Source organism: Sphingomonas sp. BL2 (genome assembly GCF_056680015.1).
The window spans coordinates 3,596,533-3,618,866 of the sequence record NZ_CM155261.1 but is presented as its reverse complement, the minus strand read 5'-3'; the positions used below and the strand labels follow the sequence as shown (position 1 = coordinate 3,618,866).

Sequence of the window (22,334 nt, the reverse complement as noted above, 5' to 3'; positions counted from 1 at the left end):
CGACCCGTCTTGCAGGCTGGAAGCTGAACGAATGGCAGAAGTAGGGAAAGCGAAAACGGCTCATGAGTGTCCGCTTGTAGGTCGGGTTGGAAGGTGTGGGTCTGCCCGCCTCAATCGGTCTGGTCGATTGACGCTTATGGACAGACATTAAACCGGTCCACCCTTGAAGGACTACTAGCTGTTTGGCCAGTATGACATTTCTCGCTTCTCCGTCTCGTCGCGGCAATTGCTGCGCAGACACTCTGGGATAGGTCTTCGGACAGCAGAGCTCTAGGACGGCCGTCTAGCGAATTGACATGATCAGTTCCCGTCTACGATTGTGATTGAGAAGCCCAGTTCTGAGCTCTTTTCACCTGTGATCCTGCAGAATTGCACCAGCAATGATGGCCAGCAAATTATCGGCGCGTGAGGAGAAGGCGGGTTGGTCGCCAAGCCAGCCTAGTGCGCCGATGATACCGAAAAGATCGATACCATCAATATCCGTGCGCGCCGTTCCTTCAGCTTGAGCCCTTTCGAGCAGACGCCCGCCGGCCGCACGCAAGCTGGTACAGGCGGCGTGCAGAGCGGAACTTTCATCGTCCAGCGCGGCGGCCATGACGGCAACAACCCCGTTGTAGCTTCGAACGAACAAGACCGCCTGGGGAAGCCAAAGCGAAAGGGCTTCATCGGGTGCCTTGGCCTTACCGAGATCGGCAGCCTCGCGCGTCAGTTCGTCCAAGCTGGTGCGTAGAAGTGCCTCCAGCAGAGCCTCACGGGTCGGAAAATGCCGATATAGCGTTGCAAGTCCAACGTCGGCCTGCCGAGCGATATCGCGCAGCGATGCATCCGCACCTTGCTTGGCGATCACGTCCCGTGCGGTTGTCAACACATGGTGATAATTTTTCTTGGCGTCGGCGCGCATGGCTCCCTCACTTGACAAGCGGATCAGTGCTACGGATATGTGTAGCACTGATCCGCTTGTCTACTAGCTTTTGATCTTGAAGGAAACACCCATGCAAAATGCCCTTCGCTACAAACTTTTCGGCACGCATACAGGCTTGCGCGTATCGGAACTTGTTCTCGGCACGGCCAACTTCGGTACCGCGTGGGGCCACGGTACCGATGCTGCCGAAGCACGCCGGATCATCGATACCTACGCCGGTGCGGGCGGCAACTTCCTCGACAGCTCCAACGGTTATCAGGACGGCCAGTCCGAGGAGTTTCTCGGCGACCTGCTGACCGGACGGCGCGATGAGTTCGTGTTGTCCACGAAATATGCCGTGAAAACGAATGCCGCATCGGGTATTCTTGTCACGGGCAACAGCCGGCAAGCGATGGTTTCGTCGGTAGAGGCCAGTCTTAAACGGCTGAAGACTGATCGTATCGATTTGTACTGGGTCCACGTCTCGGACGGGGTTACGCCACTGGAAGAGATTGTCCGTGGTTTCGACGACCTGACGCGAGCCGGCAAGATCCTCTATGCGGGCTTGTCGAACTTCCCAGCCTGGCGGGTGTCGCGGGCTGCGACGATTGCGGAGCTTCGCGGCAGCGTCCCGATCGCGGGCATTCAGGTCGAGCATAGCCTCGTCCAGCGCGCGACCGAGGCGGAACTGATTCCGGCCGCCCAAGCGCTTGGGCTCGGCGTCGTCGCCTTCTCGCCCCTCGGCGGTGGTGTGCTTACCGGCAAATATCGTGCCGGCAAGGCGCAGGACCGGCGCGACGAGGCTTGGGCCGGCGCTGGCTTTCAGCCTGAAAATAGCCCGCAGCGTACGGCCGTCCTGGACACTCTGATCGCGATCGCGGACGAAGCCGGCGTGAGCCCCGGCGAGATCGCAATTGCCTGGGTTGCTGCGAAGGGCTCCCTGCCGATCATCGGACCCCGCACGCTCAAACAACTTGAGGCCAACCTGGCCGCAGCAAACGTAACGTTGTCGGCAGCGCAAATGACGCGCCTCGATACCGTGAGCGCGATCCCACCAGTCTACCCGTACACTGTCCTCAACGAACGCCGAATCCAGGACCTCATCACGGGCGACATGGTCGACCGGATCGACATTTTGGACCGCCCCGTAGCCTGAGTGTTGCGTAAAATTCGACCGCCTGCTCCGATACTTTCGTAGATCGGAGCAGGCGGTAACTACGGCTATATCGAGCGATGTCTGTTCGCGGCATATGGCTTTTCGGATGGGGACGGTGTATTTTGCTATAGCCGCATGCCTGACAGCAATTTGATCAGATCGGCTTGATACCAAGCACATGAAATGCATTGGTCAATCGTCTTAATCCGATGACGTCTCCAATGGCGACCGCTTGGACCCGATCTTGTCTGTGGTCTCCATTGGCACCCGACAGCCATTCAGGAAAAGGCTAAGCAAATTGAACCATGAGATCATCAGGATAATCTTGCGTGTCATTGTGGCGCCATGCGCGTCGAGCAGACGTTGTAATGTCGCGTCGGTCAGCGTGCCGTTGCTGCTCAACTCGTCGGTAGCGGTACACACCAGCGCGCGATCGTCCGGAATGCTCGTGATTGGGCCCGGCGTACCGATCCGCTCGATTTCCATGTCGGACAGTCCATTGTTCCGCGACATCGGAACGTTCGCCTGCCACTCGTACGGAACATCGAGCACGGTCGCAGCGCGCAGAATGATCGCCTGACGCAGCTTCGGATCGATGCCCTCTGTAGCGAATACCGCTTTAACCAGTCCGATAGTCGCCTCACACATGTCGCCGGTACCCGCAAACATCTTGACGACATTCAGTGCTTTCGCAGGATCATAGGCGTCACCGAGGACACGCGAAATTTCTGCGTCCGAGGGGAGGGGAACGACGACGTCGTTCGCATATGGGTTTGGTCCAGCCATCGGTTTTCTCCCAATAATATTAGAAATAGTTCCGCTTCCCGGGAGGCCCGGGCTCGGAGTCAGTTCTGCGCGGTTGTGGGATGGCAGGGCGCTCGCACGCTCGTATCGGCATCAAGCGCGGGGTGCGCCCCAAGGGTATGATCGGCTGATCTGAGGACCGTTGCCGATACACCGTCTATGCGCGTGAGCAACTCAGCAATCATGGCCGTCTGTCGCGTCGCCAGGTCGGTGTCCAGCTTGTCCATGTGGCCGTTCTTGACGATGCCCAGTAGGTAATTGGGACCGCCTATGATCCCGACATGCGGAACGCCGCTGACATGGAACACCGCGCCGGTCGTCGTGCCAGGACCAGCCTGGATACCATGCTGACGCAGGTCGAACTTACGGAAGCCGTCCTTGACTAAATCGTTCAATACCCCACCGGTTGTCGCAAAGTTCATATATTCGTTGCGCCCCGTCGGCGCGTAGCCCTTGCCGGGAACGTCTTCCCATTCGGGCGCGCCGAGGTGTTCGATCGTTACCGCAGCCGCGGCACGCTTGACGAGATCCGGATGCGCCCGGACCCAGCCTGCACATTCGGGCAGGGCACCGCTCATGTGACCGGGCCATCCTGCGAAGACCAAGGTCCGGCGGAGGCGTTGGTGCTTGGGCAGGCTGGCGAAATGCCGGGCCAGTTGGAGCATCGCCAAGCCGCCATTTTCCTCGATGAAGTTCTGGCCGTCGGTGTGGGTGTCGATGACGACGACTTCGTCGCTCTCGCCTGGGAGGATCGCCGTTAGCGAGGGCACAGTGCAATCGACCCACTGTGCGTCGAGCGTGAGCTTTGCGCGTTTCCCGAGCTCGGCGAGCCGGCGGACGGCATTGCCCGCTTCGTTTCCGACGAACAGTGCCGGGAGCGGCGGCTTGTAATGACTGGCGTGGGGGGAGAAGTTTCCGGCGATCATCGCATCCGACACGTCGATGATGATGACGACACCCGCCGCCCCCTTCGCCAGCACCGCCTCGAGCGGGAATGCAGGCATGAGCCACAGCCGTTTATAGGGCCGCGACAAATATTCGGCTTTCTCCGCGTCCGGCACGTGGATGTAGAGCGGATCGACCAGACGCTTGATCGTCGTCTGCGGTAGCTTGCCGTCGAACACGACGATGCTACCGGCCGGAACGTCGCCGAGCGCGGTCGGGCCGTTCTTGTCGATCGTTCCGCCGTAATGAAGCGGCGCGGTGATACCGCCGGCGGGAGCGGGTTGCGATCGGACGTAATAGGCGATGTTCGGGACCGGCCTCATCGCTACGCCGTCCTCGAGATCGAGCCCGTAGGCCAGCGGATCCCAGCGCCGATAGGCATAGCTGTCACATGGTCCGAGGGTCAGGCCGATCTGCTGGAACTCACGTGCGAGGAAGTCGACGAAGCGAACATGATTGGGGTGTCCTGGCAGCCGCGGTCCGAAATCCACCATCCGTTGATAATCGCGGCGGATTATCTCGGGCGTCGGCAACGGGACGATGTCGCGACCGGGCGACGCCGCCCCCGCCCCCGCAACGCTTTCCGCTAGAGCGATGCTGCCGAGTGCTCCCGCGCCAAACAATACTTCACGGCGTGTCGTGACGCCTGTCAGCCGGTTCTGAGACATGGTGCAATGCGCCTCGTTTTGATCGCTATCGGAGGGACGATGCCGTCCCGCGGTCACTGGGTGAAAACGGTGGTCCAGATATATTCGGACACATCGATCGGCGCGTTGTCGCCGCTGTAGCTCTGCGTGGGACCGCGATAGCCGTTGTAGAGGACATGCCGGCCGCCCACGATCGTCAGCAGTCCGGTCCGGACGCCGCCCGCGCAGTCGGTATAGACATCCTCAAGTACCTGATCCGGGATCACGGCACGGCTGGTCAGGGTTGACGAGCAGCCGTCATTGGCTTTCCAGGCGGCGAGGCTCGCCGGCGCGGACTGGATGCGGATCGGTACGCCCGCGATGTTGCTGACCGGCGCGTCGGGCCTTGATCCGTCATAGGGGATCGTCGTGTCGGCAGTGCCGGCGATCGAATACAGCGTGACCGGACGGCGCGGCGTGCACTTGTCGAGGTTGAGCGGGAAGGAGACCGCGGCGGACGCGCGGACGACGTCGGCGGCTTCGCACGCCATACGGTGCGCCATCGAACCGCCATTGGAGATGCCGGTGACGTAGATGCGGGTTGCGTCGATCTTCGCGCGGGCCTTCACCCAGTCGATGATCGCTCGTGCGAAGTGGACGTCTGGCACCTCGGTCGCCTTGCTCGTCGAGCAGCAACCATAGCCGTTCCAGCTTCGCGCGAGTCCCGCGGGATAGACGACGATGAAGCCGCGCTTATCAGACTGCTGAAGCTGGCCGGAGACGCTGCGCTCCTCTTCGGCGGTCGAGCTGAAACCGTGGAAGTCGAGCACGAGCGGTACCGCCTGCGTACCGTCATAGCTTGCCGGTACGTGAAGCTTGAAGGTTCGGGGGACGATATCGGGTGCGATGATGTAATCGCCATCGCCCGGCGCAAGCGCGGTCGGCGCCAGAATTTGCGCGGACGCGGCGGTCGGCAAGGCCAGCAGAAGCGCCAGCGCGGCACTCAGCGTACGGATCGTCATGGTATCCTCTCCTCGGGCTTCGATGGGGTGGTGATCGGTGCGGCGCCTAGATTTTTCAGATGCGCCAGTTCGGGCGGCAGCGGCGTGTCGGTGAAGGTGCCGCTGACGATTGGCGGAGCTTCGAGGCCGGACGGCGGGGGCGGCGTGACTATCGGCGTCTGCCGTTTCTGGTCGACGACGGGCTCAACTACATCGGCGTGCAGGTCGGTGTCGTTGCGGACGACGACGATGTCGCTACCGCTGGTGTGGCGTTTGCTGCCGTCGCACGCAGTGAGCGTCAGGGCAGTGACGATCAGCGCCACGGAGCGCATCACAGTGCCGGCCGCCTGAGCCTTCGTGCCACGGCAAGGTGGAGGCAGACCGCGATCACAAAGACCGGTGCCATCGCGTAGAATGCCCATTGCAGCGGCGTATCCGAATGGCCGTTGCGCGCGGCATCACTGACCATGCCGAGGAACGTCGGACCAAGCCCGCCGCCGATCAGGTTCATGACGAGCAGCATCACCGCGCTGGCAGTCGCCCGCCGATCGGCGGGGACGCGTGCCTGCACCAGCGCACCTGCCGGCGTCAGGTAGAAATAGTTGCAGAAGAGCGGCACGGCGAGCAGCGCCAGCGCGATCCGCCAGTCGGGCGCTGCGACGAAGCCAAGGAAGAACGGCAGCGATACCGCCGTGGCAAGGGCGGGAATGAGTCCGTATGCGGCGGTCGACCGTCGTGACAGGACGTCGACCAGTCGGCCCGAGGCGAAGATGCCGCAACAGACGCAGACGCCAAGCAGGACCGCGAAGTAGCTGCCCACCTGCTGCAAGGTCATGGCTTTCTCGCGCATCAGGAACAACGTCAGGAAGGCGAGCGTGCCCGATCCGATGAACGCCGATGCGGCCGCAGCGAATGCGGCTAGCCGGAGTGTCGTGTCGGCCCAGAAGAGGTGAACGCTGGAGATGAGGTCGATGCGCGCCGGCGCTTCCGGGGCATTCGGTACAGCGGCATCCATCATGCCCCGCGCGGGTTCGCGCAAAGCGATCGAGGCGATCAAGGCCGCGACTATGCCGATCGCGCCGACGACCAGGAATGCGTGGCGCCAACCACCGCTGGTGGCCAGCGCCGCACCGCCGGCGACGCCGAGCATCTGGCCCAGCGGCGGCCCAAGATTGTAAAGCGAGAGTGCGGTGGCGCGGCGTTCGCCGGGAAACAGATCGGCGATGATCGAATAGGACGGCGCAACGCCGCCAGCCTCACCGACACCGACCGCAATCCGCGCCGTCGCGAGTTCACCGTAGCCGCGGGCCAGACCGCAGGCGATCGTCGCCGCACTCCAAAGCGCGCACGCGACGGCGACGATGCGCACCCGGTTCGCACGATCCGCGAACCAGGCGACGGGGAGCGACAGCACACCGTAGAACAGCGCGAAATACAGTCCACCGAGCAATCCGAGCTGGCCGTCGGTCAGCTTCAGATCGTCCTGGATCGGCTTTGCCAGGACTGACGGTAATGTCCGGTCGACATAATTGAGAATGTAGACGACCGTTAGAATGCCAAGCGTGATCCAGCGCCGCGCTGGCGTCGGTGTCCCCGCTGTGCGCGGGGAGGGGACCTCCGGCGTGGCGCTGGCAGCGGTCACCAGAACTTCATTCGTGCGCCAACGGTGATCGTGCGACCAGCGACGTCGTACAGGCTGGCGTTGGTCGGATAATCATATTGGAACGCGCCGCTTGGAATGATCGGCGGATGCGCGTTGAACAGGTTGTTGACGGTGCCGAACAGCTGCATGCGGCGGTCCGTGCCGACATCGACATTCAACGTGACGTCGGTGTACCAGGCTGCACGGATGCGATTGTCGGACGGGCTGAGCGCCGGATTGTAATAGTCGGTGCTCGCCTGGAACTTGCCTTTCCCGACCAGCCGTTCCTGCGCGTAGAGCGTGACGGCGCCGGCCGAATAGGATGCGCTGGCAAGCGCGGTGACGCGCGGGTTCTGATACGTCCCCACGACACCGGTGTAATCGATCGTCGCGCCGCCCGGGACGCCGATCGAATAGTTGATCAGATACGATGCCAGCGCCCTGACCTGCATCGTCCCGCCGGCGAGCGGTGCGGTGTAGCCGATCTCGCCGTCGATGCCGCTCGTCTTCAGACGGCTCAGATTCTGTTGGGGCGTGAAGACACGGACCAGCCCGGTCCGCGCAGCCGCATTCGTGTAGACGAGGTTCGCGCACTGGGCCGACGTGAACGCCGAGGCGGTGCACGCATCGATCGTCTGCTGCGGCGTGAGTGTCTGAATGACGTCGTTCACGTTGATGTTGAAGTAATCGACGGAAGCGACCAGCCCGCGAATACCGGTGAAGACGACACCGCCGGTATAGGTCTTGGCGATCTCCGGATCGAGCGCGATGCTGCCGATCCGGCTCTGGATGACGTTGGCAGCGAGGTTGTTGCGCGTGTCGTTGACCGTGACCTGGCTCTGGATCGAGCCGCCGAACAGTTCCTGGATGTTGGGCGCACGAATATCGCGCGACACGGTGCCGCGCAGCGCGATGCCGTCGACCGGTTTCCAGACTGCGCCCGCCTTCCACGTCGTGACCGACCCGGAGATGCTGTAATCGGTGTAGCGCGCGGCGCCGTTGAGATCGATCGATCCGATCGGCGAGCGTGACGACAGGACCGGCACGTTGACCTCGCCAGCGATCTCCTTGACGTCGAACGAACCCCCCAGGGGTTGCGTGTTGCCGAGTTGATAGCTGCCGGCGCCGGCGAGCACCGCGGCGGGAACCAGACGCAGGCCCGTCGCAGACACCGGGGTGGTCGATAGCGAGTCGGTGGTCTGCGTGACCGAGTTCTTGCGGTAGTCGGCACTGATCGCGACCCTGACGTCGCCGGCGGGGAGCGTGAACGCGGACCCGCTCAGCGCAACTTCGGCGACCTGCTGCTTGACCACGGCACGGTAGAAGGCGGTGTCCTTAATATAGTCGATCGCGGCCTGGGACGGGCTGCCGCTACCGAACAGGTTGATCGGCACGCAGCCGGGATACAGCCCCGGGTTCGTCAGCGTGACGTTGCAGACGATCTGGCCGTTGGCGGGATTGCGCACCGCATCGACTGCCGCGAAGAACCGGCTGTAGATGACGTCGTTCGCGACCTTGGTGAGCTGGGTATTATGGCTGCGCGAATAATAGGCGTCGAGCCGCCAGTCGCTCGGCAGCTTCCATTTCAGGCCGGCGACCAGATTATAGGTGTCGTTGGTCGTCGTCGCCGTGGCGGGCTGGGTATCGTACGAGAAGCGCCCAAGCTGGAATCCACCGAGGCGGTTGGCGGTCAGGATCGACTGCACGGCGGTCGGCAGGAACGCGTTGCCGCTCAGGATGGTCGGCGCGTTGAAGCCGGGAATGAAGAAGTCTTCGACCTGTTTGTAGCGATTGCGCACGCTGCTAAACATGCCTTCGCCAAAGACGGTCAGCGTGTCGGTGACGTCGAATTCGGCATGCGTGAAGCCGCTACCATAGCGCACCTTGGCGATCAGGTTGGTCGATGTCTTGGGACCGTCACCGCCGACCTGCACGCCGTCGACGATGGTGCCGCGGTCGAACGGGAGCAACGTGCCGCCCGGACCGAACTGGAGCACACCAGACCCCAGCCCGGTGCCGCCGTAGATCACGCCGCCGGGCGAGAAGATCGGATTGTTGAAATCCGAGACGATGATGCTCTGTGCGGCATTCGCCGGATCGCGGATGACGGCATAGGCGTCCCGGCCCCAAGGGCGCTTCGCGCTGCTGCCGACGCCGTCGGAGCTGTAGAACGCGCCGCTTGCGACGATGCGGCCACGTCCGCCGGCAAAGCCCGAGCCGGCGGTCAGCGTGACCTTCTGCGTGCCGTTGTCGCCGTACGTCGTGGTGCCGGCCTGGACGCTGCCCTTCAGCCCTTCATAGCCGGTATCGAGGACGAAGTTGACCACGCCCGCGACTGCGTCGGATCCGTAGGCGGCGGACGCACCGCCGGTGACGACATCGACGCGCTTGACGAGTTCCTGCGGCAGGATGTTGGTGTCGACCGTACCCAGCGGCGTCGACGGTGGTGCGCGCCGGCCGTCGAGCAGCAGCAGCGTGCGCTGCGCGCCGAGATTGCGCAGGTTGATGAAGCTGCCGGAATCGGCGGCGTTCGATCCGCTCTGGCCATTGGCCGCACCGGTCGATCCGCGGAAGGCGGGGAGCTGGTTCAATCCCTGCGCGATGGTGCCTGGTGCCGAGGTTTCAAGCTGGCTTGCCGACACGACGGTGATCGGCGTCGGCGCGCGCGATCCGTCGACGATTGTGCGCGATCCGGTGATGATGATGTCCTTGGACTCGGTGCTGTCGTCGGGCGGTGTCGTATCCGCCTGGACCGGGTCGGCACTGGTTGCCGCCGGTGCGCGCTCGCCCGCAGCTACGGTTTGCGCCGCGGCAGGCCATGCCGCCAGCACGAGCATCGATACCGATGCACGAAGAAGCCCTCGCATCCTCTTACTCCCTAAAAACGGCGCTCTTCGGCGCTCGTCCATAGTCATCTCCGAAAGATAAAATGGAGTCAATACTGATTGACATGTGAATTAGTGAATGATGAAAAGGGGTATCAGCGCGGCCATCAGAGCCCGTGGAATGGATAGAGGAGCAGGGCGCATGACATCAGGATTGACGAGGGGGCTGGTCGCGGCGGGGCTGGTCGCGGCGCTGGCCATGTTCGCAGGCGTTGCACCGGCTTGTGCCGCACCGCAGGGGCCTGTTGTGACCGTCGAAGGTGGCGCTGTCGCCGGACGCGCCACGGACGATCTGCGGATATTCCAGGGTATTCCTTACGCCGCGCCGCCAGTCGGCGATCGCCGGTGGCGCGAGCCGGCCCCCGTCGTTGCCTGGCAGGGAACGCGCGACGCGACGCGGTTCGGCGCGGCCTGCATACAGCCGGCGGGACGTAAGGAAGCCTGGGCACAGGTCGGCCCGACCAGCGAGGATTGTCTGTTCCTCAACATCTGGCAGCCGGCAAAGCCCGGCAAATATCCGGTAATGGTATTCCTCCACGGTGGAGGGTTCACCTACGGATCGGCAGGCGTACCGCTATATGACGGTGCCGCCCTGGCACGGCGCGGCGTCGTCGTGGTGACGCTCAACTACCGACTCGGAGTGCTGGGCTTCTTCGCGCATCCTGCGTTGACGCGCGAAGCACCGGGCAGCGCGCTCGGCAATTATGGAATCATGGATCAGATCGCCGCACTGCGATGGGTGCGGAAGAACATCGCTGCCTTTCAAGGCGATGCGCGTAACGTCACGGCGTTCGGCGAGTCCGCGGGGGCTGGCACGGTGCAGCTCCTGATGGGGTCGCCCGCCGCAGAGGGTCTGTTCGACAAGGCGATCAGTCAGTCCGGTGCGGGCGGCTCGGTACTGCCGAGCTTTGCAAAGGTGGAGGCGGTCGGCAAGACGCTGAGCGATGCTGCAGGGCTGGGCGATGTGACCGCGGCACAGCTGCGCGCGCTACCGGCCGACAAGCTGCTGATGCGGAGCTTCCCCTTCATCGATGGGAAGATCGTCGTCGCGAGTCCGGGTACCGCGTTCTTGCGCAAGCGCGAGAGGAAAATACCGCTGCTCATTGGCGCGAATTCGAACGAGTCGACTCTGTCGTCGAACAACGCCGATGGGGTGAAACTCGCATTGGGCACCGCGGTGAGCGACTTCGAGAGGCAGTATGTCGCGGCACGACCGGGTAAATCGGCCGACGCGGCGAAAACCGATCTGGCGGAGGATGTCCTGTCGATCCTGCCCTCGGTTTCGATCGGAGCGATGCATGCCGCGGCCGGTGGCCGCGCATACAGCTATTATTTCGACCAGGTCCCCGCATCGCAACGCGCTGGTTCCGCAGGGGCAGGGCATGGCGACGAGCTGCAATATCTCTTCGGCAACCCGTATGACGGTGCAGTGTGGGACGATGCCGATCGTGCCGCCTCGCGAGCGATGGGTGACTATTGGGTGCAGTTCGCGCGAACCGGTGATCCGAACGCCAAGGGGACAGTCGCCTGGCCGCGGATCGACGGTGCAACGGCACCGCGCAGCCTGACGATCGCCACGCCGATCAAGGCGACCATGCTCACTCCGTTGGAAGAGCAGGCGAGAAAGGCCGCGCTGGCAACTTCGATCGCCGCGTGGACGAACGAGCCATGACCGTCGAGCGGTCGCACGCAGGATCGATGCAGCGCCATGACCTCACCGTAGAGAAGTTTCTGGACCATGCGGCCAAATGGCATCCCGACGTGACCGTGGCGTCGGCAGGCCCCGATGGGGTGGTTCGAACAGGCTATGGCGAACTACGGCGCGAGGCGGGCCAGCTGGCGGCTGCGCTATCCGCGGGGGGGATCGGGCGGGGTGACATGATCGCAACGCTTGGCTGGAATACCAAGGGGCACGTGCTGCTATGGTATGCGGCTGCTGCGATCGGCGCGATCTGCCATACGCTCAATCCACGGCTGAGCGCAGCGCAGCTCACCGCGATGATGGCGCGCAGCCGACCACGCCTCCTGTTTTATGGTTCAGGCCTTGCATCGTTGGCGTCCGAGATCACCAACGGCGCGCGATCGACGATCGCGATCGACGATCCGGAGCGTTCCGCCGGTACATCGCTGCGCGATCTTACGGCCGGGGGGTGTGACTATGAGGCGCCGGTTTGGGGGGCCGCCTTGGAGGACGATCCTGCAGGGCTCTGTTTCACGTCGGGGACGACTGGTCCGCCCAAGGGTGTCCTCTATACGCATCGCAGCAATTATCTGCACACCCTGCGCCTTCTTCAGGCCGATGCGCTGGCGCTGACGGCGGACGACCGCGTGCTGCCGATCGTGCCGATGTTCCACGCCAATGGCTGGGGCATACCGTTTGCAGCGCCAGCTGTAGGCGCAGGACTCGTGCTGCCCGGAAGGAACCTGGACGGCCCCAGCCTCGCCGGCTTGATCGCGTCGGAGGCGGTGACGGTCGCGGCGGGTGTGCCCACAGTCTGGCTCAACCTGCTTGATCATGTCGAGCGCCACGACATTGCGTTGCCGTCCTTGCAACGAATCTATCTCGGCGGGTCGGCCATGCCGATCGACGCGCAACGCCGACTGGAACGCGGTCTGGGCGTGTCCGTCCATGCGAGTTGGGGCATGACCGAGCTTTCACCGCTCGGCACTGTCGCCCCCCACGGCGTCGAGCGGACGCGTTCCGGATCGGCGGGGCGTGCGCCGATCGGTCTCGATATGCGGTTGACGGACGCATCCGGCACAGTGCTCGGTAGGCAGCGCGAGACAGAGGGGCATCTTCAAGTCCGCGGACCGAGTGTCGTGCAGCGCTATTTCGGGACTGCGCAGGATGCGACCGATGCCGAAGGCTGGTTCGATACCGGTGATCTGGCGCGCATCGACGCGGACGGTAGCCTGACGATCACGGGACGGGCGAAAGACCTCATCAAATCCGGCGGCGAGTGGATCAATCCGGGCGAGATCGAGCGCATTGTCGCCGAGGGTCTGGATACGGGCTTGGTCGCGGTCATCGCACGCGCCGACGCTAAATGGGGCGAGCGGCCGGTCCTGATCTATGAGGCCAGCGCCCACGTCGATATCGAAGCGTTGCTGGATGGCCGGATCCCGCGGTGGTGGATGCCCGATGCGATCGTCAGGATCGACCGAATGCCGCTCGCCGTTACCGGCAAGATCGACAAGCAGGCTCTCCGGGTAACTTTTGGCGCAGCCGAAGCGGTTGCGTCCGACGCGGTCCTCCGCGCATGACCCTCGTCATGGCCACTGATACACCCGCCGAACGCCCGCAGCCCAAACGTTCAAGAAAAGAGCGTCGCGAGGACAGCATCGAGCAGATTCTCGACGCTGCGGAATATCTGTTTTCGAAACACGGCATCTACGGTGTGACACTCAAGGACGTCGCGCAGCGCGTCGGCGTCCACACGTCGCTGATGCACTATTATTTCGCTGACAAGCAGGCGCTGTTCGTCGAGGTCTTCGAACGGCGCGCCACTGTCACACGCGCGCGGCGCATCGAGGCGCTCGATGCTTATGAACGTGCGTGCGATGGCCGCCCGACCGTCGAGGGCGCGCTACACGCGTTCCTAGATACCGATCTGGATCTGTATATTTCCGGCGGCGAAGGGTGGCGCAACTGGGGTGCGCTCGGCGGCCAACTCAGTAACACCGACTATGGGGCCGAGCTGATGGACAAGCATTTCGATCCGGTCGTGATGCGGCTGATCGACCTGCTCAAGCGGGCGATGCCCGACATGGCAGAAGAGGATATCTTTTGGGGCTATCACTTCGTTACCGGCAGCCTGCTGCTTACGCTCGCGCGGACCGGGCGGATCGACAAGCTGTCGAACGGTCTGTGCCACTCCGACGATTTCGAGGCCGTCAAAGCGCGGATGGCGCGGTTCATGGCAGCGGGTTTCCGTGAATTTGCAGCGACGTCGGCCTCGAAGGGCGTGGAAGGCTAAGCAGAAAATACTGACCAACAGGCCGAAAGAACCGCAGCGGCGGTCGCGGTGACAGGAGAGATGCACATGAAACGTCGGATTTGGCCCGCTCTGATCGCTCTCGCTTGCACCACCATGGGCGCGCGCGAAGCCAGTGCCCGCGAACGGTGGACGAGCGCGCAGGCTAACGCCTGGTATGCGAAGCAGCCTTGGTTGGTAGGCGCGAACTACGTTCCGGCCAACGCGATCAACCAGCTGGAGATGTGGCAGGCCGCGACCTGGGATCCCGCGGCGATCGACCGCGAGTTCGGCTGGGCGCAGGCGATGGGCATGAACACGATGCGCGTATTTCTTCACGACAAGCTCTGGCAGCAGGATCCCAAAGGCTTCAAGAACCGCATCGACACGTTCCTCGCCATCGCGAAGAAGCACGGGATCCGGCCGATGCTGGTTTTCTTCGACAGTTGCTGGGATCCCGATCCGAAGCTCGGGCCTCAGCACCCGCCAATCCCGGGCGTCCATAACTCAGGCTGGGTGCAGTCTCCAGGGAAGGCGATCCTCGCGGATCCCGCGGCATGGCCGCAACTCAAGGCGTATGTTCAGGACATCATCGGGACCTTCGCGAAGGACGATCGCATTCTTGCCTGGGACGTCTGGAACGAGCCCGACAATCTCGCGCCTGCCTATCCGGTGACTCCCGGCAAGGTCGCCCAAGTCCGGGCAATGCTCGGCGATGTCTTTCGATGGGCGCAGGCGATGAATCCGACGCAGCCGCTGACGAGCCCGGTTTGGAGCCATGACGGCGACTGGGCACCGGGCGGTAAACGCAAGCCAATCGAAGCCATCCAGCTCGATCAGTCCGACATCGTCAGCTTTCACAATTACGATTGGCCAGAAACGTTCGAAGCCAAGGTCAAACAACTACTCCCCTATGACCGGCCGATTTTGTGCACCGAGTATATGGCAAGAGGTAACGGCTCGACCTTCGACGGCAGTCTGCCGATTGGTAAGCGCTACAACATCGCAATGATGAATTGGGGCTTGGTCGATGGAAAGACACAGACGCGGCTGCCTTGGGACAGTTGGTATCATCCTTACACGCTGACCCAGCCAACGATTTGGTTCCACGACATGTTGGAGGCCGATGGGACGCCGTACCGTCAGTCGGAGGTCGACCTGATAAAGCGCTTGGTCGATGCGCCCAAGAGCAAGTACCAGCCTCCTCGTACAGGTAGCTGATATTCCGCCTACCCGGCCAGTGCAAGACTGTAGGCCTCAGTTCTTCGCGAGCGAATAGTTGAGGGCTGCGATTTCATATCGCGGGGATGAACGAGCGGCCGATGTTGGGAAGCCGGGGAAAGGGCATGAGCGTCCGATTGTGGGTCTGCCCTCGGCAGTTCAGACGAGGCAGCTCACGACTAACATACGCCGCTTCAATGTGGCGCTGGGAATGTCTATCTGCTCCGGAGCCGCCATTCCTGTTCGGTCGAGCGGTAAGCCAGCAGTGCGCCCCCATTCTTGCCTTTCAGTCCAACGTTAAGCGATCCCAAAAGCGTTCGCTGTGCTTACGTTACCACTAGAGACACGTTTAGGCAGCGTCGGCTAGAAGGTCGACGCTGACGGTTTACCGTCACTCAATGCCCCCTTGGCAGGGGCGCAGACGCTAGGACGATATGATGTCATCGGATGAGGCGCCACCCGAACGCGCTCCTCTTAAACCGGCGCCCGACGTTCAGAAATTTCTAATCTCGGCGTCATGTCATATTGCCGGGCGCCTCGATACGCCCAATCTCCTTATTGCCGACGCGATGCCCGGTCTCGGAAATCGCGCGACGTATCAGCGACTGCGAAGCGCGAACAATGCCCGGGCGGTATTCGCGCTGGTGTTCCGCACCAACCCTGGCGATCAGGGCGGTTTCATTATCCCGCAATATGACTCGGTGGCTGAGCAGGTCTGCGGCTATCTCAGCCTGTTCTATGGCAAGCGCTTCGACAGCCATGGGGCGATTGAGAATAGTGGATTGTTCGGCCTTCCTGACCTGCGCGCGCTCGACCTTTTCTGCGATCCGCGCCTACCACAAAACGGCAATGTGCCCCGCATCGATTTCGGGCTTCCGCTTGAGCTGGAGCGGTTCGACGCGATGCTGCCCCTCCTGTTTTCCGCGCCCGGCGGCGACCCGCGCCTCGTGCCGTTCCGCACGGCACTAAAATTCTACCAGCAGGCGCTATGGGCGGCCGAGCATGACATGGAGATCGCCTATCTACACCTGATCAGCGTCGGAGAGATATTAACTGGGTCCCTCGAGCTCGACGAGGCATCTCTATTGGATGTCCAGACCCGCGCGTTGCTCGCGCGGATCGAGGCCGAGATGCCCGATGGCGCGAAGACCGCGCGCATCTTGCGAAGCAAGCTTCGCGGCATCAAGCGGCGCTTTGTCCTCGGCTTGGAGTCGCTGCTCGACCCTGCCTTTTTCGAGCAGTCGCAGGCCGGGCCTAGCTTTGCCCGGTTGGAAGCCAAGACGATCGCGAAGCGGCTTTCCGCCGCCTATGATCTTCGTAGCCGGTACGTGCATACGGGACAGAGCTTTGGGATTGTTGTAGGGCCGCGTAGCATGGACTGCGAGGAGGTCCAGCCGGGAAAGCCCATGCACGCGGATAAGGAATTCGCGAAGGCACTGGCCTGTGCCCCAACATATATCGGGCTTGAGCGCATCGTGCGCTACTGCCTGCTACGCTATCTCGAGACGGTGGGTCTGCAGCTGCCCGTCCGGTAAGTCGCGGTCGACGCGCAAGCCTTATCGCTACCAGCCACGGCGACGTGACGCACTAGACACGCAGCAGAGGGCTCGGATTGGCCTTGGACGCGACAATCGTCAGGCCGTCCTTGGCACGACTCAGCGCCACATAGAGGAGGCATCGCGCGTCGTGCTTGTCAGGAAATGTCTTGGCGTCGACTGGCATGAGAATGACGTTGCCGCACTCAAGCCCCTTGGCCTTGTGAATGTTGCTAATCGCCTTTGCCGGGAGCTTTGGCCGTACGAATGTGCGCCGGTTGGTCAGTTCAGCCAATCCTGCTTCGACGTCGTCAAACCGACCGAGATGCACGGCATCCCAATATTCACTGAAATGATCGATCTCGATCTCCCGGAACGCCGGATCGCTGCCCCTGAGGGCGTAAAGCTTACTCAGCATCACCGCGACACCGCGATGATCGGGCTGACCGACGACAAAGGACGCTAGCTCCTGCAGCAGCGCGGGCTTGCCCTTGCAGGCCGTTAAGCAGCCCTCGCGCGCTTCCCGCTCGAACCTGTCCGCGAACGCCTTTTTTGTGAAACCCTTGCCGACTTTGCCGAGGAACCGCACCGTGGCCCCCGCGACGGTGGCGGCATCGGACTGCGCTGCATGAAGGTCGTCGATGAGTTGTTCTAGCGCCGAGCGCGTATGCCCCTCCCAGAGCGGCAGCCGGCGGTAGAACATCCCGCGGCAGGACCGCGTCGCCTCGTTATAGCGCGTCAGCACAAGCAGCGATTGCGCCCGCTTCTCCACGTCGAAGATCGGCTTCCCTTCCGAATAACGCAGCCCTTGCGCTTTTTGGGAGATGTTCTCGGCCAAAACGACCTTCACGCTGCGCGGCAAGGCGCCGGTCAGATCGATCTGGCTGCCCGCCTTCAACGTCGCGCGCGCTTCGAGCGTCCATCGACCAAGCTCCGAGCAGCCGCCGCTCCAGCGATGCGGCGTCGTGAGCGACGCGCACGCATCGGCGCCCTTGAGCAGCATGGTCCAGTCGCAGGTCGCGGACGCAGCCGACTTCTGATCCTCCTTGTAAATGTGCTGCATGGGATCGCCGAAAATCCGCGTACGAGAGCCTTGCCGGAGTAAGGCCATTACCACGGCATGCTGGTCGCCACTGGAATCCTGATGTTCGTCGCAGATGATCGTTGGATAGCGGACAGCGATGGCGGCTGCGACCATCGGATGGCGATCGACAAGCCGGGCCACACGCGCCGCGAGCTGCGCATGGCCCTTGGGTGTGCGCCGTGTCCAGGCACCGATGTCGGCGGGCAACCCGAGCCCACCATGATAGGCGCTCGCGACCTGCGCGATCAGGCTGTCGATAGTCCTGATCTCCACGCGTCGTCCGACCCCCGCCGTCCGTTCGGTAAAGACATTGCAGGCGGCATGGGTGTGGGTGACGATCAGAACGCGCCCGGGCGAGGCGGTCGCTACGTCACGGGCATATTCGGCACCTTGATGGGTCTTACCGCATCCAGCGGGCGCCTCGACGACCACAAGCGGCGCATCGGACCGGAGAGTCTTGGCGACCGTGCGATCCGACATCACGGCAGGTCGGCCAGCGGATGCAGCTGGACCGCGCCGCGCACGGCGTTGCAGAACGGCAGTAGGCGCGGGCCGAAGTCCGGCCATAGGCCGAGGCTCCACACCTTGTCTGCGAGTTCCCGCCCGCCGTTGAAAGTCTTGAACCAAGCTCGGGCGTGCGCGCGATAGACATTTTTCTCCGCCTGCCTGCCGTCCGGAACTTTGCCTAGCGACGCCTCTGCCAGCAACGTTCGAAGGCGATCCCCCGCCGCAGTCTGGATCGCGGCGAAGTCCCGCTCTTCGATCCGGAGCCGGTCAGCGAGGGAACGGAAGCGTTGGGCAGTCTGCACGCCCGTGGGATCGATGATCAGGCTCTCGAGCTTGTTGTCCGGCGTGGCAGCGATGATCTCCTGTTCGATGCAGCCGTTGGACCAGCGGAACAGCAGCTTGCCCAGCGTGCCCTCAAGCGTCCGCCAGCGCTGCGGGTAGAGATTCTCCTCATCGACGAATCCGGCGAAGCTCAACCGGCTCTTGTCGAGCGCCTCGAGCAGCTGGAGGGTGTTTTCATGGCCGCCGCCATTTGTGACGTGGACGCCGCACGGCGCGAGACCTACCTCGATCGCGCGGCTCAGCAGGGTGGTCACGAAACCCCATTCGGTGGCGCCTTCCGCGATCACCGCGAGCCGGGACAAGAAGATTTCGGGATCGCGCTCCCGATGCCGGACTGCAGCTTCACCCTTGATCTCTCCGATCCTGCCCTGATGATCGACGTACCAGAGTGTGGCCGCACCCGCAGCGCCGATCGCCGTCGGACTGTGTGTCGTGAGGAAGACCTGGGTACCCGCGGTCTGGAGTTGCTTGATCAGCACGCGTTGCCGGTACGGTTCGAGACCGCGTTCAATTTCGTCGACGACCGTGATAGGCGTCTCGCTCTGGTTCTGCTCGGTGATCGCCAGCGCCGCGAGCCGGCGCGTGCCGGCGCCCCAGCTCGATAGCGGCAACGCCACGCCATACCGTTGCGCCGTCAGACCGACCATTGATGCGATTGAGGCGCCCTGGCCGCCGGTGATTTGCAGATCGAGATCGCTCGGTAGGTTCTTGTGGCGAAACGCCGCGTCCAGTTTGACGAGTTCGTCCTTGGCCTGATCTTCGAGCTGGTTCTTCACATTCGAGCTGGCGAGTTCGCTAGCCATGCGCGAGCGCAGCGCCTTGTCCGAAAGCAGGCGGTCGAGCGCGGAGCCCTGGACCAGGCGAAGGTCCCGATCGTTGCGATCGTCGCCGCCAAGCCGGATCAGGCCGATCGCGCGACGAAGGGCAACGGGGAAGGCATCGGCTGTCCCGTCAGGCTGGACGATCTCGTAATAGAGTTCGAGCTCGTCGGTTCCGCGAACCCTGATCTTGTAAACTGGCGTCTCGGCGTCGTTTGGGGCACTGTCGAGGTCCGGGACCATGGCGTCGCTGCCGTTCCAGCCCCATGGCCACGCCGGCTTCATCTGGACGTTAATGCCGCATCCGGGCGGCAGCAAAATTATTCCCTCAATGCTGAAACCCTGCTCGATCTGCCGGGCATGATATTCGGTATCGGCGAGGTTCGCCGGATTGACCGGGCTGAGCAGCAGGCTGATCGCGTCGAGGATCGTCGTCTTGCCGACGTCTCCACCGCCCAGGATCAAGTTCATGCCGGGCTTCGGATGCCAGTCTAGTTCGGTCAGCCCCCTGAACCGTTCGATGCGCAGGCGCAGAAGCGTCGATGTACAGGCTTTAGCTTCTGCCGGATCGTCTTCAGCGATAGTCATCACAAATCCCTTGAGCGAGTGATCGAGCGTCGCCAAGCCATCCCTCCTTGGTGCGCCATTCGACGATCGCGGCATTCATGCGAGAAAGACTTTGCTGCATGTTCCGATGCTAGTCCGGTGCGCAGCGAGTGTCAGGAGGGCAGGCGATGGAAACGCATTATTTCGAGCGGTTGAAGGCCCACATCCTTCCGCTGTCTGAATCTTTGACCTTCGATGTCGCGCGTCAGGAATGGAATCTGGTGGGCGTCGAGATTAGCGAGGAATACGACAACTGCCCTTGCGGCCAGGAGATCAAGGAGCATTGTTATATTCGCAACAGGCTCAACGGCAATGCGACCTGTATTGGCAATGTCTGCATCAACCGGTTCATCCAGATCGACACCGGGAACCTGTTCGACGGCCTGAAGCGCATCGCCAAGGACATTTCGGCGAACGCGAACAACGACCTTATCGAGCACGCCTTTCGAATGGGATATTTGTTCGGGGAGAAAGAATATCGGTTTCTGAAACAGACCGCGCTCAAGCGCAACCTCTCAGCTGCGCAGGTCGCGTGGAAGCAGAAGATCAATCGGCGCATCCTGAGCAAGACGATTGTCCACCGTCGAAGCGCAACATGATCAATAGGGGATATCCACCATTCTAGATAACGGCCCAAATTCTGTCGCTCTGCAATGCCGTTCAGGCCAGCGCTGAACGTCCGCCTCGGACACCACTGCCGTTCGGTGCCTCTCATGCAATCGACGGCTTTGTCCCACTTTTCGCCGTTCCACGTCCTCGACCCGTCGCTTATGGCGAGCGGATCAGTCTAGATGAATGAACGACCGAAGCTGGGAAGCGAGCAGGGTGGCCTGAACGTCCACTTGTGGGTCTTAGTGCGATCCGAAAGACCGTTCGAAAAGCGGAATTCGAACTCAAGAGTTTCAAAGCTCACGCTGACTAAACGTGAGCAAGCGCGTTATTGACCATTCCCAATTACAAGTGAAGCGTCTATTCATCTTGGCAATGGATCGTGGAAGGTCATTGTGTTACGCTATTAGATTGTTCGATGTCGTCGTGTGGTGGTCGCGTAATGCCATCACAAGCGTCAAACAATCTCGAATATCGTTGCGTTCGCTATTCCGCCCCCCTCGCACATTGTTTGGAGTCCGTAGCGCGCGCCGCGCGCGCGTAACGCGTGAACGAGGGTTGCCGTCAACTTCGTTCCGCTCGCGCCCAACGGGTGGCCGAGCGCGATCGCGCCGCCGTTGACGTTGAGGCGCGAGGGATCGGCGCCGGTCGCCTTCAGCCAAGCCAGCGGGATGGCTGCGAACGCCTCGTTCACCTCGTAAAGGTCGATATCGGCCATTGACAGTCCGGCCCGGGCCAGCGCCTTGGCCGTGGCCGGGATGGGCTCCTCGAGCATGATCACGGGATCGCCGGCGGTGACGGTGAGTATGTGGACGCGCGCGATCGGCGTGAGGTTGAAGCGTTTCAGCGCAGCCTCGCTGACGATCAGGACGCCGCTGGCGCCGTCGGTCATCTGGCTCGCATTCGCCGCGGTGATCGTGCCGCCCTCGACTAGCGGCTTGACCGCTCCGATCGCTTCGATCGACGTGTCGAAACGGACGCCCTCGTCCCGCGTCACCGGGCCTGCCGGCGTGTCGACGGGAACGATCTCGCCCGCGAATGCGCCGCGTTCGATCGCGGCCGCAGCGCGGCGATGACTTTCCAGCGCGAAGGCATCCATGTCGGCGCGCGTAAGTCCGTATTTGTCTGCGACCATCTGCGCGCCGGTGAACTGGCTGAATTCCGCGACATCGTAACGGTTGCGGATCGCCTCGCTCCACGGACCGGTGCCGAGCCCGGCATCGGCGTGAAGGCGGAAATTCGACCCCATAGGGACTCGCGTCATGCTTTCGACGCCGGCCGCGATCACCACGTCCTGCGTACCTGACATCACCGCCTGCGCCGCGAAATGCAGCGCCTGTTGCGACGATCCGCATTGCCGGTCGATCGTCACCGCGGGGACGCTGTCAGGTAGCCGCGATGCGAGCACGAGATTGCGCCCGAGCGCGAACGCCTGTTCTCCGGCCTGGCTAACACAGCCCACGATGACGTCTTCGATCGCACTCGGATCGATTCCCGTTCTATCCACGAGAGCGTTGAGAACGATGGCGCCAAGGTCGGCGGGATGTACGCCAGCGAGGCTACCTTTGCGACGCCCACCCGGTGTGCGCAATGCGTCAACGACAAAAGCATCCGCCATTGAATTCATCCTAATCCATGCGCCGCAAGGACACTTGCGGTCGGAATGATCCCCTGCATC

General features: G+C 62.6%; 17 protein-coding genes. 7 read left to right on the top strand and 10 right to left on the bottom strand.

The window, feature by feature from the left end; translation table 11 throughout:
- Positions 1-349: 349 nt before the first annotated feature.
- Positions 350-901 carry a TetR/AcrR family transcriptional regulator gene (locus AC1ME3_RS16625; RefSeq protein WP_480954063.1) on the bottom strand — a complete coding sequence of 184 codons (552 nt, stop codon included), beginning with the start codon at positions 899-901 and terminating at the stop codon, positions 350-352.
- A gap of 91 nt (positions 902-992) precedes the next feature.
- Between AC1ME3_RS16625 and AC1ME3_RS16620 the strand changes: the two genes are divergently transcribed.
- Complete coding sequence (locus tag AC1ME3_RS16620) at positions 993-2,057, top strand: aldo/keto reductase (RefSeq protein WP_480954062.1); 1,065 nt, start codon at positions 993-995, stop codon at positions 2,055-2,057.
- A gap of 201 nt (positions 2,058-2,258) precedes the next feature.
- Here the strand turns inward: AC1ME3_RS16620 and AC1ME3_RS16615 are convergent, their stop codons facing one another.
- The 6 genes from AC1ME3_RS16615 to AC1ME3_RS16590 are packed head-to-tail and all read right to left on the bottom strand — an operon-like array spanning position 2,259 to position 9,942.
- Positions 2,259-2,843 carry a carboxymuconolactone decarboxylase family protein gene (locus tag AC1ME3_RS16615; protein WP_480954061.1) on the bottom strand — a complete coding sequence of 195 codons (585 nt, stop codon included), beginning with the start codon at positions 2,841-2,843 and terminating at the stop codon, positions 2,259-2,261.
- A gap of 59 nt (positions 2,844-2,902) precedes the next feature.
- Complete coding sequence (locus AC1ME3_RS16610; RefSeq protein ID WP_480954060.1) at positions 2,903-4,474, bottom strand: hypothetical protein; 1,572 nt, start codon at positions 4,472-4,474, stop codon at positions 2,903-2,905.
- A 53-nt stretch (positions 4,475-4,527) separates the two neighbouring features.
- Positions 4,528-5,454, bottom strand: a complete 927-nt coding sequence (locus tag AC1ME3_RS16605) for a CE1 family esterase (protein ID WP_480954059.1) — start codon at positions 5,452-5,454, stop codon at positions 4,528-4,530.
- A complete protein-coding gene (locus AC1ME3_RS16600; RefSeq protein ID WP_480954058.1) occupies positions 5,451-5,768 on the bottom strand; it encodes a hypothetical protein in 318 nt (105 codons plus the stop codon). Before AC1ME3_RS16600 ends, AC1ME3_RS16605 begins: the two co-directional genes overlap by 4 nt.
- The gene (locus AC1ME3_RS16595; RefSeq protein ID WP_480954057.1) at positions 5,765-7,075 is read right to left on the bottom strand and encodes a spinster family MFS transporter; all 1,311 of its coding nucleotides are present in this window, start codon (positions 7,073-7,075) and stop codon (positions 5,765-5,767) included. The genes AC1ME3_RS16600 and AC1ME3_RS16595 overlap by 4 nt, the downstream gene beginning before the upstream one ends.
- The gene (locus AC1ME3_RS16590) at positions 7,072-9,942 is read right to left on the bottom strand and encodes a TonB-dependent receptor domain-containing protein (RefSeq protein ID WP_480954056.1); all 2,871 of its coding nucleotides are present in this window, start codon (positions 9,940-9,942) and stop codon (positions 7,072-7,074) included. The genes AC1ME3_RS16595 and AC1ME3_RS16590 overlap by 4 nt, the downstream gene beginning before the upstream one ends.
- A gap of 160 nt (positions 9,943-10,102) precedes the next feature.
- Between AC1ME3_RS16590 and AC1ME3_RS16585 the strand changes: the two genes are divergently transcribed.
- The 5 genes from AC1ME3_RS16585 (at position 10,103) to AC1ME3_RS16565 (ending at position 16,690) form a co-directional block, all read left to right on the top strand.
- Positions 10,103-11,632, top strand: a complete 1,530-nt coding sequence (locus tag AC1ME3_RS16585; protein ID WP_480954055.1) for a carboxylesterase/lipase family protein — start codon at positions 10,103-10,105, stop codon at positions 11,630-11,632.
- Positions 11,614-13,224 (top strand): AMP-binding protein, encoded by a 1,611-nt coding sequence (locus AC1ME3_RS16580; RefSeq protein ID WP_480954054.1) that lies wholly within the window; start codon positions 11,614-11,616, stop codon positions 13,222-13,224. The genes AC1ME3_RS16585 and AC1ME3_RS16580 overlap by 19 nt, the downstream gene beginning before the upstream one ends.
- A gap of 8 nt (positions 13,225-13,232) precedes the next feature.
- Positions 13,233-13,937 (top strand): TetR/AcrR family transcriptional regulator, encoded by a 705-nt coding sequence (locus AC1ME3_RS16575; RefSeq protein WP_480954053.1) that lies wholly within the window; start codon positions 13,233-13,235, stop codon positions 13,935-13,937.
- A 114-nt stretch (positions 13,938-14,051) separates the two neighbouring features.
- On the top strand, positions 14,052-15,155 hold the full coding sequence (locus tag AC1ME3_RS16570; RefSeq protein WP_480954052.1) for a glycoside hydrolase 5 family protein: 1,104 nt from the start codon (positions 14,052-14,054) through the stop codon (positions 15,153-15,155).
- A 434-nt stretch (positions 15,156-15,589) separates the two neighbouring features.
- Entirely contained in the window at positions 15,590-16,690 is a 1,101-nt protein-coding gene (locus tag AC1ME3_RS16565) for a hypothetical protein (protein ID WP_480954051.1), read from the top strand.
- Positions 16,691-16,742: 52 nt separating this feature from the next.
- On the opposite strand, the gene AC1ME3_RS16560 is transcribed toward AC1ME3_RS16565, so the two are convergent.
- Positions 16,743-18,254 carry a UvrD-helicase domain-containing protein gene (locus AC1ME3_RS16560; protein ID WP_480954050.1) on the bottom strand — a complete coding sequence of 504 codons (1,512 nt, stop codon included), beginning with the start codon at positions 18,252-18,254 and terminating at the stop codon, positions 16,743-16,745.
- Positions 18,254-20,065: an ATP-dependent nuclease gene (locus AC1ME3_RS16555; RefSeq protein WP_480954049.1), complete on the bottom strand. Its 1,812-nt coding sequence runs from the start codon at positions 20,063-20,065 to the stop codon at positions 18,254-18,256. The genes AC1ME3_RS16560 and AC1ME3_RS16555 overlap by 1 nt, the downstream gene beginning before the upstream one ends.
- 110 nt (positions 20,066-20,175) lie before the next feature.
- Here AC1ME3_RS16555 and AC1ME3_RS16550 point away from each other — a divergent pair, with 110 nt between their 5' ends.
- The gene (locus AC1ME3_RS16550) at positions 20,176-20,646 is read left to right on the top strand and encodes a hypothetical protein (protein ID WP_480954048.1); all 471 of its coding nucleotides are present in this window, start codon (positions 20,176-20,178) and stop codon (positions 20,644-20,646) included.
- Positions 20,647-21,113: 467 nt separating this feature from the next.
- Here AC1ME3_RS16550 and AC1ME3_RS16545 read toward each other — a convergent pair whose 3' ends face one another.
- Positions 21,114-22,274 carry an acetyl-CoA C-acetyltransferase gene (locus tag AC1ME3_RS16545; protein WP_480954047.1) on the bottom strand — a complete coding sequence of 387 codons (1,161 nt, stop codon included), beginning with the start codon at positions 22,272-22,274 and terminating at the stop codon, positions 21,114-21,116.
- Positions 22,275-22,334: the final 60 nt, after the last annotated feature.

Excerpts from the sequence above, each read along its gene's own strand:
- AC1ME3_RS16625 (WP_480954063.1), bottom strand. The coding sequence starts at position 901 with ATGCGCGCCGACGCCAAGAAAAATTATCACCATGTGTTGACAACCGCA.
- AC1ME3_RS16620 (WP_480954062.1), top strand. The coding sequence starts at position 993 with ATGCAAAATGCCCTTCGCTACAAACTTTTCGGCACGCATACAGGCTTG.
- AC1ME3_RS16615 (WP_480954061.1), bottom strand. The coding sequence starts at position 2,843 with ATGGCTGGACCAAACCCATATGCGAACGACGTCGTCGTTCCCCTCCCC.
- AC1ME3_RS16610 (WP_480954060.1), bottom strand. The coding sequence starts at position 4,474 with ATGTCTCAGAACCGGCTGACAGGCGTCACGACACGCCGTGAAGTATTG.
- AC1ME3_RS16605 (WP_480954059.1), bottom strand. The coding sequence starts at position 5,454 with ATGACGATCCGTACGCTGAGTGCCGCGCTGGCGCTTCTGCTGGCCTTG.
- AC1ME3_RS16590 (WP_480954056.1), bottom strand. The coding sequence starts at position 9,942 with ATGCGAGGGCTTCTTCGTGCATCGGTATCGATGCTCGTGCTGGCGGCA.
- AC1ME3_RS16585 (WP_480954055.1), top strand. The coding sequence starts at position 10,103 with ATGACATCAGGATTGACGAGGGGGCTGGTCGCGGCGGGGCTGGTCGCG.
- AC1ME3_RS16575 (WP_480954053.1), top strand. The coding sequence starts at position 13,233 with ATGGCCACTGATACACCCGCCGAACGCCCGCAGCCCAAACGTTCAAGA.
- AC1ME3_RS16570 (WP_480954052.1), top strand. The coding sequence starts at position 14,052 with ATGGGCGCGCGCGAAGCCAGTGCCCGCGAACGGTGGACGAGCGCGCAG.
- AC1ME3_RS16565 (WP_480954051.1), top strand. The coding sequence starts at position 15,590 with ATGATGTCATCGGATGAGGCGCCACCCGAACGCGCTCCTCTTAAACCG.
- AC1ME3_RS16560 (WP_480954050.1), bottom strand. The coding sequence starts at position 18,254 with ATGTCGGATCGCACGGTCGCCAAGACTCTCCGGTCCGATGCGCCGCTT.
- AC1ME3_RS16550 (WP_480954048.1), top strand. The coding sequence starts at position 20,176 with ATGGAAACGCATTATTTCGAGCGGTTGAAGGCCCACATCCTTCCGCTG.
- AC1ME3_RS16545 (WP_480954047.1), bottom strand. The coding sequence starts at position 22,274 with ATGGCGGATGCTTTTGTCGTTGACGCATTGCGCACACCGGGTGGGCGT.